The sequence below is a fragment of the Nonomuraea insulae genome (assembly GCF_042656245.1).
Window position 1 is genome coordinate 18,901 of the sequence record NZ_JBHSPA010000086.1, and the last position, 18,087, is coordinate 36,987.

Sequence of the window (18,087 nt, forward strand, 5' to 3'; positions counted from 1 at the left end):
ACACGACAAAGCCCGATATATGCGTGTAACGCCGGGGACATGGGCCGATACCGCTCGTTTGTGACCCGTGAGTAACAAGCCGCGTTATCAAGAAATCAGATAACGTGTTCTTATGCGTACCACGCACGCGCCAACCGCAGCGCCCTCCAGCGACACCGAGGGGACCATGGAGAGCCACCCCACTCCGGCCGGCCACAGCGTCCGTACGCGCAGCCAGCACCAACGCCGCAAGCGCATCGTCCAGGCCGCCGCCGCGCTGGCCTCGCGCGGCGGGGTCGAGGCCATGCAGATGCGCACGGTGGCCGAGCGCGCGGGCGTGGCGCTTGGCACGCTCTACCGATACTTTCCCTCCAAGATGGACCTCGTCGTGGCCGTGGTGGGCGAGGAGATCGACCTGCTGGAGAGCAGCATCGAGCGCCGCCCGCCGGGGGCCGCGACGCCGTCAAGCCGCGCGGTGGACGTGCTGATGCGGGCCACCAGGGGGCTGATGCGCGAGCCCGAGCTGGCCGACGCGCTCATCCGATCGTTGATCATGGCGGAGGTCCAGACCCCGTTCGGCGACCGCATGACGGGCCTGCTGCTGCGCGTCTCGGCGGGCGGGCTGACGCTGGAGGGGGCGAGCGAGGAGCAGGCCGACCTCGCGGGGTCGCTGTCCAGCGTGTGGGTGCAGGAACTGCTGGAGATGTTGCGCGGGCGCCGCACGTACGACCAGATCCAGCGCCGCATCGAGACCGCCGCCGCACGCCTTCTCGCCGACATCTGAGATCTTCACCACATTCAAGATCACCATCCTTTACGGCTCCGCCGGCTGGGCCGCCACCCACCGCACTCCGGCTGACGACCTTCCAGGAACACGGCCTCTGAACCCGTCAGTGGCGAGCCGCCGTTACGGAGCGCCCAGTGGGCCGTCCACGTGGTGATCAGGCGAAAGGTCAAGCGACACCCCGCAATCGACCGCGCGAAGGTAAAGAACTCGCCGAACTGTCGGTGCCGCCGTCTATACAGGAGGTATGACCGACAAGCCGACGAACGAGGACTTCCTCCGGCTGGCTGATCCGATGCGGCGTGAGCTGCTGGCGCACTGCTACCGCATGATGGGTTCGGTGCACGACGCCGAGGACCTCGTGCAGGAGACCTATCTGCGCGCGTGGCGGGGATACGACGGCTTCGAGGGCCGCTCCTCCCTGCGCACGTGGCTGCACCGCATCGCCACCACCACGTGCCTGACCGCGCTGGAGAGCCGCGGCCGCCGCCCGATGCCGACGGGCCTGGGCGCGCCGAGCCTTGAGGGCAACGCTCCCCTGGTGCAGGACCAGGAGGTGCCGTGGCTGGAACCGGCGCCCGACGTGCTGACGGGCGTGGACGCCGACGACCCCGCTTCCATCGTGACCTCGCGCGAGAGCATCAGGCTCGCGCTGATCGCCGCGCTGCAACACCTGCCGCCCAGGCAGCGCGCGGTGCTGATCCTGCGCGACGTGCTCAAGTGGAGGGCCGCCGAGGTCGCCGAGGCGGTCGGCACCTCCACCGCGGCGGTCAACAGCATCCTGCAGCGGGCCCGCGCCCAGCTCAACGAGGTGTCGCCGAGCCTGGACGACCCGGTGGAGCCGCTGTCGCAGGAGCAGCGCGACCAGCTCGACCAGTATGTGGCGGCATTCGAGAGCTACGACATCGACAGCCTGGTGGAGTTGTTCACCAAGGACGCGATCTGGGAGATGCCGCCGTTCGTGGGCTGGTACCAAGGCCCCGAGGCGATCGTCGAGCTCACCAAGCGGCAGTGCCCGGCCCAGCGCCCCGGCGATCTCAAGCTGGTGCCGACCGCCGCCAACGGGCAGCCGGCCTTCGCGGTCTACCTGCGGGAGGGCGAGGTCTACCGGCAGTTCGCGCTCATGGTGCTGACCTTCTCCGGCGACCGGATCAGCCACGTCGGCATGTTCTTCGAGGAGTCTCTGTTCGAGACGTTCGACCTGCCCGCGAAGTGGGAGGGTTCCGAAACAAAGTAGAACGCGTTACAGTCGCGCCAGAGCATCGTTCTGGAGGCCGCTGTGAGCGTACCCGTGATCGTCGAGGCCGTACGTACTCCGATCGGCAAGCGGGCGGGATGGTTGTCGGACCTCAAACCGCAACAGGTTCTGGCCGGCGCGATGAACGGGCTCGTCGAGCGGTCCGGGCTCGATCCCGCGCTCGTCGAGCAGGTGTTCGCCGGGTGCGTCACCCAGGCCGGCGAACAGGGCGGGCACGTCGGGCGGCACTCGTGGCTCTATGCCGGGCTGCCCTACCGGACCGGCGTCACCACCGTGGACGCCCAGTGCGGGTCCTCGCAGCAGGCGGTGCACCTGGCGGCGGCCATGATCAGCGCGGGCGTGATCGAGGTGGGCGTCGGCTGCGGGGTCGAGGTCATGAGCCGGGCGCCGCTGGGCAGCAACGTGGCGCCCGCCCGGGCCAGGCCGGACGACTGGAGCATCGACCTGCCCGACCAGTTCACCGCCGCCGAGCGGATCGCGCGGCGGCGCGGGCTCACCCGTGAGCGGCTCGACTGGTTCGGCGCGCGGTCGCAGCGGCTGGCGGCCAAGGCGTGGGCCGACGGGCGGTTCGAGCGGGAGATCGTGCCCGTCGGCGACGTGCGCAAGGACCAGGGGTTGCGCGAGACGACCACCGAGGGGCTGGCCAAGCTGAAGCCCGTGATGGACGGCGCCCTGCACACGGCCGGCACCTCGTCGCAGATCTCCGACGGGGCCGCGGCGGTGCTGGTGATGAGCGAGGAGGCCGCGCGGCGGCACGGGCTGCGGCCCCGGGCGCGGATCCTGGCGCAGGCGCTGGTCGGGGCGGAGCCGTACTACCACCTGGACGGACCCGTCGAGGCCACGGCCAGGGTGCTGGCGGCGGCCGGGATGACCATCGGCGATCTCGACCGGTTCGAGGTGAACGAGGCGTTCGCCTCGGTCGTCCTGTCCTGGGCGAGCGTGCACGAGCCCGATCTCGACCGGGTCAACGTCAACGGCGGCGCGATCGCGCTCGGCCATCCCGTGGGGGCCACGGGCGCGCGGCTGATCACCACGGCGCTGCACGAGCTCGAACGGTCGGACTCGGCGACCGCACTGGTCACGATGTGCGCGGGCGGTGCTCTGGCCACGGCCACGATCCTGGAACGAATCGGCTGACCACGTATTCAGTCCATGATCAGGGCACTCATACGGCCTTGGCCACGGCACTTCAGAACGAATCGGGGGCACATGAAGACCAGGCGCAGGCCGTACACCGAGCAGCGGCCGCAGGATCTCGGCGGCGGGGTGTGGAGCGTGCCCGTGCCGATCCCCGGCAACCCCCTGGGCTACACGCTCGTCTACGCCGTCGAATCGCCGCAGGGCCCCGTGCTGGTCGACGCCGGGTGGAACCACCCCGACGCCTGGGACGCGCTCAGCGGCGGCCTGGCGGCGCTCGGGCTGGACGTGAGCGCGGTGCACGGGGTGGTCGTCACCCATTTCCATCCCGACCACGCCGGGCTCGCCGGGCAGGTCAGGGAGGCGTCCGGCGGGTGGATCGCCATGCACGAGGACGACGCGGCGCTGGTCAGGCTCATGACCGAGTACGCGGCCGGCGAGCACGACACCTTCCAGGCCGACATGCTCAGGCGGGCCGGCGCCGACGCCGTCGAGACCAGGCAGGTCATGGGCGGCCGCCCGCCCACTCCGGCCCTGCCCGACCGCGAACTGCGTGACGGCGACCTGGTGGACCTGCCGGGCCGCAGGCTCCGCGCCGTGCACACCCCCGGTCACACGCCGGGCCACATCTGCCTGCACCTGGAGGACGCCGACCGGCTGTTCACCGGCGACCACGTCCTGCCCGACATAACCCCGCACATCGGGATATATCCGTATGACCGGGACGACGTCGATCCCCTGAGCGACTTCCTGGCGTCGCTGGACCGCGTGGGCGACCTCGGCCCGCTGGACGCACTGCCCGCCCATGAGTGGATATTTCCTGATGTTGCCGCACGCGCCTCCCAGATCCGCCACCATCACGAGGAGAAGCTCGAACGGCTGCGCGCCCTCCTGGCCCAGCGGCCGCAACCGCTGACCATCTGGGAGGTCGCCGCGATGATGACGTGGAACAGGCCGTGGGATGATTTGGCCCCCGTGTTGAGAGGCATGGCGGCCGGCGAGGCCGCGGCCCATCTGCGCACCCTGGAGGCCAGAGGCCGGATCCGCAGGCTCCCGGGGGTCGATCCGGTCCGCTTCCAGGCCATAGACTCCTAGACATCCGATGTCTAGGGAGAAAAGCGTGGCGGTCACTGACGCGGCCATCGACAAGATCAAACAAATGATCGTCTCGGGCGAGCTGGCCCCCGGCGACCGGCTGCCCAAGGAGGCGGATCTCGCCGAGCGGCTCGGCCTGTCACGCAACTCGTTGCGCGAGGCCGTACGCGCGCTCTCGCTGATCAACGTGCTCGACGTGCGGCAGGGCGACGGCACCTATGTCACCAGCCTGGAGCCCCGCCTGCTGCTGGACACCATGTCGTTCGTGCTCGACCTGCACCGCGACGACACGGTGATCCAGTTCTTCGAGGTCCGGCGCATCCTGGAGCCGGCCGCCACGGCGATGGCGGCCGAGCAGATGACCGAGGCCGACATCGAGGAGTTGCGGGTCATCCTGGAGTCGCTGCCCGAGCGGCCCACGGTCGAGGAGCTGGTCGCCAACGACCTGCAGTTCCACCACAGGATCGCGCAGGGCTCGGGCAACAGCGTGTTGTGCTCGTTCATCGAGAGCCTGTCGGGTCCGACCACCCGCGCCAGGATCTGGCGCGGGCTCACGCAGGAGGGCGCGATGGACAAGACGCGCGAGCAGCACACCGCGATCTACGAGGCCATCGCCGCCCGCCAGGCCGACATCGCCCGTTCCTGGGCGACCGTGCACGTGGCGGGCGTGGAGTCGTGGCTGCGCAGGGCGCTGGAGCTGGACTGATCACCAGGGGGAGATGCCGTCGGGCTCGTCGAGGAGGGTCCCGGGCCACGATCCCCAGGGGTCGTGGCAGCCGCGGCATTGACAGGTCGGAGGACTCTCAGGAGAGCTCTGCCGTCAAGACGTTGAACGAGATCGGCGGGAGCACCGCCTTGAGCAGGTGACCGTCGATCGTCGCCCCGTCGAGCGGGCGCGGCTCGACCCGGCGCGGGTCCCGTTCGGTGTTGCGCGCGGAGGTGTCGTCGTCGGCCACCGTGACGTGCGTGATCCCCGTCGCCCCCGGCAGGCCGCGCAGGTCGATCTCCAGCGGCAGCGGCTCGTCGCCGCGGTTCACCGCGAAGACCGAGAGCCGGTCGTCGTCGAGCGTCGCGGCGGCGGCCAGCGCGGGCACCTCGCCGTATCGCTCGGTCACCATCTTCGGGGCCGTGACCTGCGCCTGGAGGACCCGGCCCCGGGCGTGGGCGGCGGTGAGGGCGAACGGGTGGAAGATCGTCTGCCGCCAGGCGGGGCCGCCGGGCTCGGTGCGGATCGGGGCGATCACGTTGGCGAGTTGCGCCTGGCAGGCGATGCCGACCCGGTCGGTGTGGTTGAGCAGGGTGATCAGCAGGCTGCCGACGACGGCCGCGCCCGCCACGTCGTACTCCTCCTCGATGAGCCGCGGCGCGTGCGACCACTCCAGGCCGCTCTCACCGCCGAACCGGCTCTGCGACCAGACGTTCCACTCATCGAAGGAGACCTTGAGCCGCTTGCGGCTGCCCAGCTTGGCCGCCACGTGGTCGGCGGTGGCGATCACGCCCTCGATCTGCATCTCCATCTCGATCGCCGAGGCGAGGTAACTTGCCAGGTCACCGGGGACGGGGTCGTAGTAGTTGTGCGCGGAGATGTAGTCGACCTGCTCGTAGCAGTGCTCCAGCACGGTCGCCTCCCACGAGCCGAACGTCGGTATCCGCAGGTTGGAGCTGCCGCAGGCCACGAGCTCGATGGACGGGTCCACGCGGCGCATGGCCTTGGCCGTCTCGTGCGCGATCCTGCCGTACTCCTGCGCGGTCTTCCCGCCGATCTGCCAGGGACCGTCCATCTCGTTGCCCAGGCACCAGACCTTGATCCCGTACGGCTCGCGCCGCCCGTGCGCGATCCGCAGGTCGGACCAGCGCGTGCCGCCCGGGAAGTTGGCGTACTCCAGCAGGTCACGGGCCTCGCCTACGCCTCTGGTGCCCAGGTTGACCGCCATCACGGGCTCGGCGTCGACCTCGTTCAGCCAGGTCATGAACTCGTTCAGGCCGAACGCGTTCGTCTCGATCTGCTTCCAGGCCAGGTCGAGCCTGGTGGGCCGGTCATCGGCCGGGCCGACGCCGTCCTCCCATTCGTAGTTGGAGACGAAGTTGCCGCCCGGATAGCGCACGGCGGTGACGCCCATCTCCCGCGTCAGCTCGATCACGTCGTGGCGCAGCCCTGTGCCGTCCGCCCGGGGGTGTCCCGGCTCGAACACGCCCGTGTACACGCACCGGCCCATGTGCTCGACGAACGACCCGAACAACCGTCGCTCGACCGGGCCGACCTCGAACGCCGGGTCGAGCGTGAGTTTGGCGGATTCCATGGGCATCCTCCCTCGTTAGGCTCCGCCCATCTATACATCGTTGTATTCAACGTTGTAAAGAAGCGCCTACACTTCCCGTCATGGACAGAGCTCGCGTTGGACTCAAGGACGTGGCCCGGCTGGCCGGCGTCTCGGTGAAGACCGTCTCCAACGTGGTCAACGGCTACGCGCACGTGACGACGGCCACGCGGACCCGGGTCGAGGCGGCGGTCAAGGAGCTCAACTACCGGCCCAACCTGTCGGCCAGGAACCTGCGGCAGGGACGCACGGGGATCATCGCGCTGGCGGTGCCCGAGCTGGACGTTCCCTACTTCGCGGAACTGGCCGGGCTGGTGGTGGCCTGCGCGGAGGAGCGCGGGCTGACCGTGCTGATCGACCAGACCGGAGGCACGCGCGAGCGCGAGCAACTCGTCGTCGAGGGCTTCCGCGCCCACCTGATCGACGGCGTGATCTTCAGCCCGCTCGCGCTGACCCCCGAGGACCTGGCAGGCCGCCTGGACGACACGCCGATGGTGCTGCTGGGCGAGCGGGTCTACCCCGGCTCCGCGGACCACGTGGTGGTCGACAACGTGGCGGCGGCCAGAGAGGCGACGCTGCACCTGGCCGGGCTCGGCCGCCGCAGGATCGCCGCGATCGGCGCCCAGGACGACGTGGCCGCCGAGACGTCCAGGCTGCGGCTGGCGGGCTACCGCGACGCGCTGGAGGAGGCCGGGCTGCCGTACGACGACCGGCTGGTGGTGCCCGTGGAGACCTACCGCCGGGCGGACGGGGCCCGCGCGATGGCCGCGCTGCTCGACTCGGGCCTCGCCCCCGACGCGGTCTTCTGCTTCAGCGACCCGCTGGCCCTCGGCGCCATGCGCACACTGCTCGAACGCGGCCACACGGTGCCAGGGGACGTGGCGCTGGCGGGCTTCGACGACATCGAGGACGGCCGCTACGTCACCCCGACCCTCACCTCGATCTCCCCCGACAAGCGGGCGCTCGCCAGGCAGGCCGTGGACCTGCTGGCCGACCGCATGTCCAAGGGCTCCCAGGACGTCGCCAGGGAGGTGCGCGTGGCCTACCGGCTGGCGATCAGGGAGAGCACGAACGGGTAGTACCGCTCTTGTGTCCGACAAACTGGATCGATACCGGAGCAAGCGCGACCCCAAACGCACCCCCGAGCCCGTCCCCGACTCCCCCTCCTCCACCCCCGGCGGGAACGCGTTCGTCATCCAGGAGCACCACGCCCGGTCGTTGCACTGGGACCTGCGCCTGGAACGCGACGGCGTCCTGGCCTCCTGGGCCGTCCCCAAGGGCCTGCCCGCCGACCCCGGCACCAACCACCTGGCCGTGCACACCGAGGACCACCCGATGGAGTACCTCACCTTCCACGGCGAGATCCCCCAGGGCGAGTACGGCGGCGGCACCATGACCGTCTGGGACACCGGCACGTACGACACGGAGAAGTGGTCCGATCGCGAGGTCAAGTTCGTTCTGCACGGTGAGCGCGCCTCCGGCCGGTTCGTGCTGTTCCAGACGCGGGGCAAGAACTGGATGATCCACCGCATGGACGCCCCCGTCCGCGACCCGTTCCCGCCTCTGGAGCCCATGCTCCCGACCTCACGCGCCAAACCCCCCAAGGACGCCTCGGATTACGCCTTCGAGTTCGCCTGGGGCGGCCGCCGCCTCCTGGTGCCCATCGACGGAGGCCGTACGGAGGCCGCCCGGGAGCATCCCTGGCTGCGGGGGCTGGCGGAGGCGTTCGGCAGCCGCACGGCGGTGCTGGACGGGGAGGTGGCCACGCTCGGGGGCGCGGAGATCCTCCTGTTCTACGACCTCCTGTACGACGACGGCCGCTCCCTGGTCGCGGAGCCGTACACCACCCGCCGGGCGGCCCTGGAGGCCCTGAACCTGACGGGCTCCCACTGGCAGACGGCACCTTCCTGGCCCGGGGAGGCGGGGCCGGTGCTGCAGGCGGCACGCGAGCAGAAGTTGCCGGGGGTGGTGGCCAAGCGGCTGGACTCGCCGTACGAACCGGGACCGTCAAAGGCCTGGCTGCTCCTCCCAACCTGAGCTACCCCTCATTGGGCAACAGCCCCTCCGCCCGCAGGTCCTCCCAGAGTTCGTCCGGCACCGGCAGGGACGACAGGGCGGCGTTCTGCACGACCTCCTCCGGCGCCCGCGCCCCCAGGACGATCGTGGCGATCGCCGGGTGGCGCAGGGGGAAGGCCATGGCCGCCTGGGGCAGGGTGACGCCGTGGCGCTCGCAGACCGCCGCGATCCGCCGGGCCTTGTCCAGGAGCGGGGCCGGGGCGGGCGCGTAGTTGTAGGTGCCCGACGGCTCGTGTGTGGCCAGGATGCCGCTGTTGAAGACCCCGGCCGCCAGCACGCGTACGCCCCGCTCGGCGCAGGCTTGCAGGAGCGGCAGGCCGGACTGGTCGAGCAGGGTGTAGCGGCCGGCGAGCATGACGAGGTCGATGTCGGTCTCCTGGACGAAGCGCAGCGGCGCCTGCCACTGGTTCATCCCGACGCCGATGGCCCGCACCCGCCCCTCGGCCCGCAGTTCGGCCAGCGCCGGGTACGCCTCCTCGATCGCCTGGTCCACGTGGTCGTCCGGGTCGTGGATGAGGGCGATGTGGACGGCGGGCAGTTCGAGGCGTACCAGGGACTCCTCCAGCGACGTGCGCACGCCGTCACGGGAGAAGTCCCACACGCGCTCCAGATCGGCCGGTACGTCGAAGCCCTCGTCGTCGCGGCCGTTCCCCGAGGTCTTGGGGCGCAGCAGGCGGCCGACCTTGGTGGACAGGAGGTAGCCGGAGCGGCCGGCGAGGGCGGGGCCCATGCGGCGTTCCGACAGGCCCAGGCCGTAGTGGGGGGCGGTGTCGTAGAGGCGGACGCCGCTCTCCCATGCCGCCTGGACCGTGGCGTGGGCCTGCTGGTCGGCGACCTCGTCGTACAGGTTGCCGAGCGGCGCGCCGCCGAAGCCGTGCCGGGGCAGGTCGATCCGTTCCATCAATCTTGTGCCTTTCCGCCCGCGATCCGGCTGATCATCAGGGCGATGAGGATGATCGCGCCGTAGATGACCGGCTGCCAGAAGCCCGAGACGCCGATGAGGGTGAGGATGTTCTGGACCAGGCCGATCACCAGCACGCCGGTCAGCGCGCCGAGGATCGTGCCCTTGCCGCCGTCCATGCTGACACCGCCGATGACGGCGGCCGCGAACACCATGAAGATCCAGCCGACGCCCTGGTTGTTGCCGATCGCCCCGAGGCGCCCGGTCTCCAGGATGCCGGCCAGGGCGGCCAGCGTGCCGCCGAGGATGAACACGCCGTACAACACCCGGTCGACGCGGATGCCGGCGGCGCGGGCGGCGTCGGCGTTGCCGCCGATCGCGTACAACGAGCGCCCGAGCCTGAGGTAACCGAGCCCGAAGATGCCCGCCAGGAACAGCGCCCCGGCGATCCAGATGGCCACCGGGATGCCCAGCCACATGGCGCTGCCGAGGTACAGGATCGACTCGGGGAGCTCGAACAACGTCTTGCCCTCGGTCGGCCCCTGCAGGAAGCCGTGCACGATGATCAGCATGGCCAGCGTGACGATGAACGCCGAGAGCTGGAACCTGATGATCAGGAAGCCGTTGAACGCCCCGATCGCCGCGCCGACGAGCAGCGCCAGCGGGATCACCAGGGTCCCCGGCAGTCCGATGCCGAACCCGCCCGCCGACACCGGGATCACCAGCATCACCGCGATGGCCGGGGCGGTGCCGACCGTGGACTCCAGCGAGAGGTCGAACTTGCCGGCGATCAGGATCATCGCCTCGGCCAGCACGAGCAGCGAGATCGCCGCCTGCTGCTGGAGCACGTTCGTCAGGTTGCCCGCCGTCAGGAAGGTCGGGTCGAGGATCGCGCCCACGACGAGCAGGATCACGATCACCGGTACGAGCGTCAGATCACGGAACCTGGCCAGCCGCAGCCGGGGGGTGGGCACCGTCAAAGTGGTCAATCTTCTATGCCTTCCATCACGGCCACGAGTTCGTGGTCGGTCCAGCCACGCGGCACGTCCTTGACGACCCTGCCGTGGAACATCACCAGCACCCGGTCGCAGATCCGCAGGTCGTCGAGCTCGTCGGAGACCACCACGGCCCCCGCGCCGCGCTCGACCGCGTCCTCGACGGCGCCGAGCAGGGCCTGCTTGGCCTTGACGTCGACGCCGGCGGTCGGGTTGATCACGACCAGCACGGTCGGGTCGTCCACGAGCGCCCTGGCGAACACCACCTTCTGCGCGTTTCCCCCGGACAGGTCGGCGACCGGCTGGTCGGGGCCCTCCGTCTTGATGTCCAGGGCGTTGATGAGCTGCTCGGCCTTGGCGCGGCGTCTCGACGGGGAGACGACGCCGTAGCGGCCGAGCTTGTGGGCGATCGGGAACGTGTCGTTCTCGCCGATGGACAGCAGCGGGACGAAGCCCTCGTGGTGACGGTCTTCAGGGACGAAGCCGAGCCCGGCTCTCAGGGCGGCGGGCACGTCGCCGGGCCTGACCCGGGCGCCGTTGACGGTGACCGTGCCGGTGTCGGCCTTGCGCAGCCCGACCAGGGTCTCGGCCAGGCCGACCTTGCCGCTGCTCGCGGAGCCGGCCAGGCCGACGACCTCGCCCGCTTTAACGGAAATATCGATATTCGTGTAGCGGCCCGCCAGGGTCAGGCCCTCGCCCGACAACACCACCGCGTCGCCGGGGGTGCGCCGGCGGGACTCGTACGCCTCCGTCGCCTCCCCCGTCATCGCGGCGACCAGCTCGTCGTGCGGGAGGTCGGCGACCGGCCGGGTCGCCACATGCCGGGCGTCACGGAACACCGTGACGCTCTGGCAGATCTCGTACACCTCGTCGAGGTGGTGGGAGATGTACATCATGGTGACGCCCTGCTCGCGCAGCGAGCGCATACGCGCGAACAGGCGCTCGATGGCCGGGCCGTCGAGCCGGGCGGTCGGCTCGTCGAGAATGATGAACCTGGCCCCGAACGACAGCGCGCGGGCGATCTCCACGAGCTGCCGCTGCTCCACGCTCAGGTCCCCGGCCAGCGCCTGCGCGTCCACGTCCACCTCGTACGTGTCCAGCACCTCGCGTGCCCTGCCCCGCAGCGCCCGCCAGTTGATCCGCTGCCCTCTGTCGGACTGGCGGTTCAGGAACAGGTTCTCGGCGACCGTCAGCGCCGGGATGATCGTGGACTTCTGGTACACGCAGGCCACGCGCTGCCGCCAGGCGTCACGGTCGGCGAGGGTGGGCGCCGCCTGTCCAGAGAACAGCACCTCACCCTCGTCCGGCCGCTGGAGCCCGGTGAGGATCGACACCAGGGTGGACTTCCCCGCGCCGTTCCTGCCGACGAGCGCGCGGGTCTCGCCCTCCGCGATCGCGATCTCCGCGCCGTTGAGCGCGGTCGTCGGACCGAAGCGCTTGACGACGTTTCGGGCTTCGACGTGATTGGTCATCTACTTGCCCTGGTTGCCCCAGAGGGCCTTGTCGTCCACGTTCTCCTTGGTCACGAGCGGAGCGGGGAGCTGGTCCTCCAGGCCGTTCGGGAGCTGCATGATCGTGCTGCCGTGGTCGGTTGGGCCCGGCTTGAACGTCTTGCCCTCGGCCGCGGCCTTGGCGTAGAAGAGTGCGTACTTGGCGTACAGGTCGGCCGGCTGCGACACCGTGGCGTCGATGTCGCCCTTGCGGATCGCCTCGAACTCCTGCGGGATGCCGTCGTTGGAGATCACGAAGATGTGCTTGGGGTCGCTCGGCGGGACCAGCACGCCCTTCTGCTTGAGCACCTGCAACGTCGGGGCCAGGTGCACCCCGCCGGCGTGCATGTAGATGCCCTTGATGTCCGGGTTCTGCTCCAGGCGGGTCTGCAACATGGAGGCCGCCTTGGTGCCCTCCCACTCGGTCGGCTCGCTGAACACCGTGATCCCGGGGAACTTGCTCTTCATGCACTCCAGGAACGCCTCCGACCTGTCACGGCCGTTGATCGAGCTGAGCGCGCCCTGGAGCTGCACGACCTTGCCCTTGCCGCCGAGCTTCTCGCCGAGGAACTCGCACGCCTTGGTGCCGTACGCGCGGTTGTCGGCGCGTACGACCATGTAGACCTTGCCCTTGTCCGGCCGGGTGTCGACGGTCACCACCGGGATCTTCTTGTTCTCCAGTTGCTGGAGCGTGTTGGCGATGGCGCCGGTGTCCTGCGGAGCCATGACGATGACCTTGGCGCCCTGGCCGACCAGCGCCTGCACGTTGTTGACCAGCTTGGCCACGTCGTTCTGCGAGTTCGTGGCGGGCATGAGGTCCACCTTGAGCTCGCCGGCCATCTGGGGGACGTACTTGATGTAGGAGTTCCAGAAGTCGGAGTCGGCGCGGGGGTGATCGATGCCGATCTTCCCGCCGCCGGCGCCTTCTCCCGCCGTCGTCGTCGTCGTGCCTGAACCACACGCGGTGACGACCGCCAACAGGGCCGCTGCCGCGACCGCCCGTCCGAATTTCATTTTGGGGGGTACCTTCCTTATTCGGTTGGCCCGGGCCGCCGATCCGACGGTCCGGGCCTTGGCCGATCGCCCGGGCCTTTAGTTGGCCGGTCTGAGCCGTAGCCCCTGCATGCCGCCGTCCACCGCGATCGTGCTCCCGGTGGTCGAGCCGGCTTCGGGACTGGCGAGGTAGGCGATCGCCGCGGCGACCTCCTCCGCGCTGACCAGGCGGCCCATCGGCTGCCTGGCGTTGAGCGCCGCCCGCTCCGCCTCGGGATCGTCGGCCGCGTCCAGCAGCCTGGCGACCCACGGAGTGTCAGCGGTGCCCGGATTGACGCAGTTGACCCGGATGCCCTCCCGGAGGTGGTCCGCGGCCATGGCGAGCGTCAGCGACAGAACCGCGCCCTTGGTGGCGCTGTACAGGGCCCGTTGCGGCAGCCCCGCGGTGGCCGCGATCGAGCAGGTGTTCACGATCGCGGCGTGCTCGGACCTCCTCAGGTACGGCAGCGCCGCCCGCGCCACCCGGACCATGCCGAGCACGTTGACGTCGAACACCTTGTGCCACTCGCTGTCCGGGTTGTCCTCGATGGTGCCCTGTGCCCCGATGCCCGCGTTGTTGACGAGCACGTCGATGCCGCCCAGCCGCTCAGCGGCCTCGGCCACCGCCGCGCGTACCCCCGCGTCATCGGTCACGTCCGCCTTGATCCCGATGAACGGATCGCCGGGCGGGTTGAGGTCGAGACAGGCGACCGTCATACCGCGCCCGGCCAGCGCGGTGGCCGCCGCCAGCCCGATCCCGGAGCCTCCGCCGGTCACAATCGCTTTCAGACTCATGCCTCGTCCCTCCAGACCTCACCGCCGGGGAAGGTGTGGGCGGTGATCGACCCCTGATGCATCTGCGCGCTGAAACCCGGCGCGGACGGGGCCACGTAGCGGCCGTCGCGGATGACGACAGGGTCCACGAAGTGCTCGTGCAGGTGGTCGACGTACTCGATCACCCGCCCTTCCATGGTTCCCGTCACCGCCACGTAGTCGAACATCGACAGATGTTGCACCAGCTCGCACAGCCCGACCCCGCCCGCGTGCGGGCACACCGGTACCCCGAACTTGGCCGCCAGCAGCAGGATCGCCAGATTCTCGTTGACCCCGCCGACGCGGGCGGAGTCGATCTGCAGGTAGGAGATGGCCTCGGCCTGCAGGAGCTGCTTGAACACGATGCGGTTCTGTACGTGCTCGCCCGTGGCGACCGCGATGGGCGCGATCCCCCTGGCGATGGCGGCGTGCCCCAGCACGTCGTCGGGGCTGGTCGGCTCCTCGACCCAGTGCGGGTTGAACTCCCGCAGCGCGTTGATCCACTCGATCCCCGACCCGACGTCCCACCGCTGGTTGGCGTCGATCGCGATCGGGAAATCGGCCCCGCACACCTCGCGAGCCACCCTGAACCGCCGCCGGTCGTCCTCGAGATCCGCGCCGACCTTGAGCTTGATCTGCCCGAACCCCTGGTCGAGCGCCTCCTTGCAGAGCCGCCGCAACTTCTCGTCGTCGTAGCCGAGCCATCCAGGAGAGGTCGTGTACGCCGGATACCCGATCTCGACCAGCCGCTCGATCCGCCCGGCCTTCCCCTCCTCCCCGCGCCGCAGGATCTGAAGGGCCTCGTCCTTGGTCAGGGCATCGCTCAGGTAGCGGAAGTCGATGAGCTCGACGAGCTCCTCGGGCGACAGCTCCGACAACAACCGCCACAACGGCTTGCCCGCCCGCTTGGCCTTGAGATCCCACAGGGCGTTGACCACGGCGGAGATCGCCATGTGCATGACGCCCTTCTCCGGCCCCAGCCACCGCAGCTGCGAGTCGTTGACCATGGCCTTGTAGAGCGCGCCGAGGTCCTCGACGTCCTTGCCGACCACGTACGGCTCCAGCGCGCTGATGGCCGTGGTCTGGATGTCGTTGCCGCGCCCGATCGTGAACGCGAACCCGTGCCCCTCGTACCCGTCGTCCGTCCTGAGCACCACGTACGCGGCGGAGTAGTCGGGGTCCGGATTCATCGCGTCGGAGCCGTCCAGCTCACGCGAGGTGGGAAAGCGCACGTCGTGCGTCTCCATCCCCACGATCCGGTACGCACCCGCGGCCGTCATGCCTGCCCCACCGTCTGCCGCTGCCGCCCGAGCCCTTCGATCTCCAGCTCCATCACGTCACCGGCACGCAGGTACGGCTGCCCCGGCATCCCCATGGCGACTCCGGCCGGAGTGCCGGTGTTGATCACATCACCCGGCTCCAGCACCATGAACTGGCTCAGATACCGCACGACCTCCGCCACATCAAAGATCATGTTCTTGGTGTCGCCATCCTGCCGCAACTCGCCGTTCACCCACAGCCGCATGGGCAGGTTCTGCGGATCACCCACGTCATCGGCCGTCACCAGCCACGGACCGAGCGGATTGAACGTCTCACACGACTTGCCCTTGTCCCACTGCCCGCCGCGCTCAAGCTGGAACTCCCTCTCAGAGACGTCATTGGCGACCGCATACCCGGCGATCACCTCCAGCGCCTCCTCCCGGCTGCCGAGGTATCGAGCCTCCCGCCCGATGACGACGGCCAGCTCCACCTCCCAGTCGGTCTTCACGCTGCCACGGGGCACGAGCACCTCGTCGTACGGGCCGACCATGGTGTTGCTCGCCTTCATGAACACCACAGGCTCACTCGGCACGGCGGCACCCGACTCGGCGGCATGATCGCTGAAGTTCAGCCCGATGCAGACGATCTTCCCCGGCCGCGCGATCGGCGCCCCGACCCGCACCCCTTCGGCATCGACCACGGGCAGGTCACCCCGCTCAAGGGCCTCCCGAACCCGCGCCACTCCCCCGGACGCCAGGAAAGCCCCATCGATCTCGGGCTCCCCGATGTCGCGCAGATTGCCGGCGTCATCCATGACCACCGGCCGCTCCTGGCCGACAGGTCCCACTCGCAGCAGCTTCACACCGCACCCTTCACCTATACATCGGATGTCTCGCTTCCTGATGCTGGTGCGGAGGGGTGCAGCATGTCAAGGGCGCTAAGACGGATACATCCGATCCGTGACCTCGCAAAAGACCCTTAGACGAAGCAGATCCCCTGTGAACCCACTTAACCGCCCCGATGACCACGTTCATACCCCCGAAACACCACCCCCAAAAACATCGGATCATAAACCCCCATTCGCTCCCCATGCCTTGGCAGCCCGGCACCCCGGCGGTGATCAGGAACGATCCAGGTTGTCCTTGACGGCCGTACAGACACGTAATAGAACACGTTTCAACACCCCTTAACCAAGCGCTTGATCAAGAGGTGACGCGCGTGCACATCGACCTCGTCGACAGGGACCTTTACGCCACCGCCGGACCGCCCCACGACCAGCTCGCCTGGCTGCGCGCGAACTCCCCCATTCACTGGCACCACGGCGAGCCCGGATTCTGGGCCGTGACACGCTACGACGACGTCGTACACGTGTCGCGGCACTCGGACCTCTTCTCCTCCAACCGCAAGCTCGCCCTCTTCGACGACCTGGCCGAGGACCAGATCGCGCTGCAGCGCCTCATGATGCTCAACCAGGACCCGCCCGAGCACTCAAGGCGGCGCTCTCTCGTCAACCGGGGGTTCACCCCGCGCACGATCGGAGCCCTCGAACAGCACATCCGCGACATCTGCGACGACCTCCTCGACAAGCTGACCGGCGAGGTCGACTTCGTCACCGAGGTCGCCGCGCCCCTGCCGCTCTACGTGATCTGCGAGCTGCTCGGAGCTCCCGCGTCCGACCGCGACAAGCTGTTCAACTGGTCGAACCGCATGATCGGCTCCCAGGACCCCGACTACGCCAGCACCCCCGAGGAGGGTTCGGGGGCCGCCATGGAGGTCTACGCGTACGCCAACCAGCTCGCCGCCCAGCGCAGGGCGAACCCGAGGAACGACATCGTCACCAAGCTCCTCCAGCCGGACGAGCACGGCGAGACCCTGGGCGAGGACGAGTTCGACCTCTTCGTCCTCCTCCTGGTGGTGGCGGGAAACGAGACCACCCGCAACGCGGCCTCCGGCGGCATGCTCGCCCTCTTCGAGCACCCGGACCAGTGGGACCGCCTCGTCGCCGACCCCGCCCTGGCGAAGACGGCCTCCGACGAGATCGTCCGCTGGGTCGCCCCCGTGAACCTCTTCCGCCGTACCTCGACGGCCGACCAGGTGCTGGGCGGGCAGGAGATCAAGGAGAACGACAAGGTCGTGGTCTTCTACGCCTCCGCCAACCGCGACCCCTCCGTCTTCACCGACGCCGAGACCTTCGACATCGGCCGCGACCCCAACCCCCACATCGGCTTCGGCGGCGGGGGCGCCCACTTCTGCCTGGGCAACCACCTGGCCAAGCTGGAGCTCCGCATCCTCTTCGAACAGCTGGCCCGCCGCCACCCCCGCCTCCGGCAATCGGGCGAGGTCCGGCGACTGCGCTCGAACTTCATCAACGGCATCAAGGAACTGCCCGTGACCATAGGTTGACCTGTATCGAAAGGCCGCCGTACGGCGTTCGCTCGGAAACGAGGATGATCACGAGCGCCCGGCGTGCCCCGCGGGTCCTTCATCGCGGTACCGAGCCCTCACGGCGTTCAGGGCGGTCATGAAACGGGTGAGCAGCGGACCCATGTCCCCGGCTCGCCAGACCAGGTGCAGGCTGGTGGCGGTGCCCGCGAGCCGTCGGGTCGCCACGCCCTCCCGGTGCAGCACTCGATAGGAGTCGGCCATCACCGCCGCACCGAAACCGGCGGCGACCAGCGCGAGGATCGTCTGAACGGTCCGGACCCGTGCGCCGACGCGCGGCACGATCCCGGCGTGGTGGCACAACGAGGTGATCTCGTCGTGGGCGAGGGGCGCGGATTCGCGGGGCCACAGCACCAGGGGGATCTCACCGAGCACGGAGACCGGTGCCGGCTCACGGAGTGTGGCGAGGGGGTGCCCGGCCGGCAGGAAGAGGGTCAGCGGCTCGCGCACCCAGACTCGGGTGGCGAGCCGGGCGTCGCGGACCGGCAGCCGCTGCACCGCCACGTC

The 18,087-nt window shown here is 69.5% G+C and carries 17 protein-coding genes; 8 read left to right on the plus strand and 9 right to left on the minus strand.

The features are described from left to right. The first annotated feature begins 112 nt into the window (after window positions 1-112). The 5 genes from ACFPZ3_RS54170 (at window position 113) to ACFPZ3_RS54190 (ending at window position 4,959) form a co-directional block, all read left to right on the plus strand. The gene (locus ACFPZ3_RS54170; protein WP_379522289.1) at window positions 113-763 is read left to right on the plus strand and encodes a TetR family transcriptional regulator; all 651 of its coding nucleotides are present in this window, start codon (window positions 113-115) and stop codon (window positions 761-763) included. Window positions 764-1,010: 247 nt separating this feature from the next. Continuing rightward, a complete protein-coding gene (locus tag ACFPZ3_RS54175) occupies window positions 1,011-2,000 on the plus strand; it encodes a sigma-70 family RNA polymerase sigma factor (RefSeq protein WP_379522290.1) in 990 nt (329 codons plus the stop codon). A gap of 42 nt (window positions 2,001-2,042) precedes the next feature. Beyond that, the gene (locus ACFPZ3_RS54180; protein ID WP_379522291.1) at window positions 2,043-3,158 is read left to right on the plus strand and encodes a steroid 3-ketoacyl-CoA thiolase; all 1,116 of its coding nucleotides are present in this window, start codon (window positions 2,043-2,045) and stop codon (window positions 3,156-3,158) included. A 72-nt stretch (window positions 3,159-3,230) separates the two neighbouring features. After that, complete coding sequence (locus tag ACFPZ3_RS54185) at window positions 3,231-4,253, plus strand: MBL fold metallo-hydrolase (RefSeq protein WP_379522292.1); 1,023 nt, start codon at window positions 3,231-3,233, stop codon at window positions 4,251-4,253. Window positions 4,254-4,278: 25 nt separating this feature from the next. Next, entirely contained in the window at window positions 4,279-4,959 is a 681-nt protein-coding gene (locus ACFPZ3_RS54190) for a FadR/GntR family transcriptional regulator (protein ID WP_379522293.1), read from the plus strand. Between the two features lie 97 nt (window positions 4,960-5,056). Here ACFPZ3_RS54190 and arfA read toward each other — a convergent pair whose 3' ends face one another. After that, window positions 5,057-6,553: an arabinosylfuranosidase ArfA gene (arfA, locus tag ACFPZ3_RS54195; RefSeq protein ID WP_379522294.1), complete on the minus strand. Its 1,497-nt coding sequence runs from the start codon at window positions 6,551-6,553 to the stop codon at window positions 5,057-5,059. An 80-nt stretch (window positions 6,554-6,633) separates the two neighbouring features. On the opposite strand from arfA, the gene ACFPZ3_RS54200 reads away from it, so the two are divergent. Next, window positions 6,634-7,650 carry a LacI family DNA-binding transcriptional regulator gene (locus tag ACFPZ3_RS54200; protein WP_379522295.1) on the plus strand — a complete coding sequence of 339 codons (1,017 nt, stop codon included), beginning with the start codon at window positions 6,634-6,636 and terminating at the stop codon, window positions 7,648-7,650. 10 nt (window positions 7,651-7,660) lie between these two features. After that, window positions 7,661-8,608: a DNA polymerase ligase N-terminal domain-containing protein gene (locus ACFPZ3_RS54205; RefSeq protein ID WP_379522296.1), complete on the plus strand. Its 948-nt coding sequence runs from the start codon at window positions 7,661-7,663 to the stop codon at window positions 8,606-8,608. 1 nt (window position 8,609) lies between these two features. On the opposite strand, the gene ACFPZ3_RS54210 is transcribed toward ACFPZ3_RS54205, so the two are convergent. From ACFPZ3_RS54210 to ACFPZ3_RS54240, 7 genes are all read right to left on the minus strand, one after another. Then, window positions 8,610-9,548, minus strand: coding sequence for an aldo/keto reductase (locus tag ACFPZ3_RS54210; protein WP_379522297.1), 939 nt, complete (start codon window positions 9,546-9,548; stop codon window positions 8,610-8,612). Beyond that, window positions 9,548-10,537, minus strand: a complete 990-nt coding sequence (locus tag ACFPZ3_RS54215) for an ABC transporter permease (RefSeq protein ID WP_379522298.1) — start codon at window positions 10,535-10,537, stop codon at window positions 9,548-9,550. Before ACFPZ3_RS54215 ends, ACFPZ3_RS54210 begins: the two co-directional genes overlap by 1 nt. Next, window positions 10,534-12,015, minus strand: coding sequence for a sugar ABC transporter ATP-binding protein (locus ACFPZ3_RS54220; RefSeq protein WP_379522299.1), 1,482 nt, complete (start codon window positions 12,013-12,015; stop codon window positions 10,534-10,536). The genes ACFPZ3_RS54215 and ACFPZ3_RS54220 overlap by 4 nt, the downstream gene beginning before the upstream one ends. Next, the gene (locus ACFPZ3_RS54225) at window positions 12,016-13,047 is read right to left on the minus strand and encodes a sugar ABC transporter substrate-binding protein (RefSeq protein ID WP_379522300.1); all 1,032 of its coding nucleotides are present in this window, start codon (window positions 13,045-13,047) and stop codon (window positions 12,016-12,018) included. 78 nt (window positions 13,048-13,125) lie between these two features. Then, window positions 13,126-13,860: an SDR family NAD(P)-dependent oxidoreductase gene (locus ACFPZ3_RS54230; protein WP_379522301.1), complete on the minus strand. Its 735-nt coding sequence runs from the start codon at window positions 13,858-13,860 to the stop codon at window positions 13,126-13,128. Further along, on the minus strand, window positions 13,857-15,158 hold the full coding sequence (locus ACFPZ3_RS54235) for an L-fuconate dehydratase (protein ID WP_379522302.1): 1,302 nt from the start codon (window positions 15,156-15,158) through the stop codon (window positions 13,857-13,859). The genes ACFPZ3_RS54230 and ACFPZ3_RS54235 overlap by 4 nt, the downstream gene beginning before the upstream one ends. Beyond that, window positions 15,155-16,000, minus strand: coding sequence for a fumarylacetoacetate hydrolase family protein (locus ACFPZ3_RS54240; RefSeq protein WP_379522303.1), 846 nt, complete (start codon window positions 15,998-16,000; stop codon window positions 15,155-15,157). Before ACFPZ3_RS54240 ends, ACFPZ3_RS54235 begins: the two co-directional genes overlap by 4 nt. A gap of 356 nt (window positions 16,001-16,356) precedes the next feature. Here ACFPZ3_RS54240 and ACFPZ3_RS54245 point away from each other — a divergent pair, with 356 nt between their 5' ends. Further along, on the plus strand, window positions 16,357-17,541 hold the full coding sequence (locus ACFPZ3_RS54245; protein WP_379522304.1) for a cytochrome P450: 1,185 nt from the start codon (window positions 16,357-16,359) through the stop codon (window positions 17,539-17,541). A gap of 48 nt (window positions 17,542-17,589) precedes the next feature. Here ACFPZ3_RS54245 and ACFPZ3_RS54250 read toward each other — a convergent pair. Beyond that, window positions 17,590-18,087 (minus strand): LysR family substrate-binding domain-containing protein (locus ACFPZ3_RS54250; RefSeq protein ID WP_379522305.1); only part of this gene is annotated, 498 nt, incomplete at its 5' end.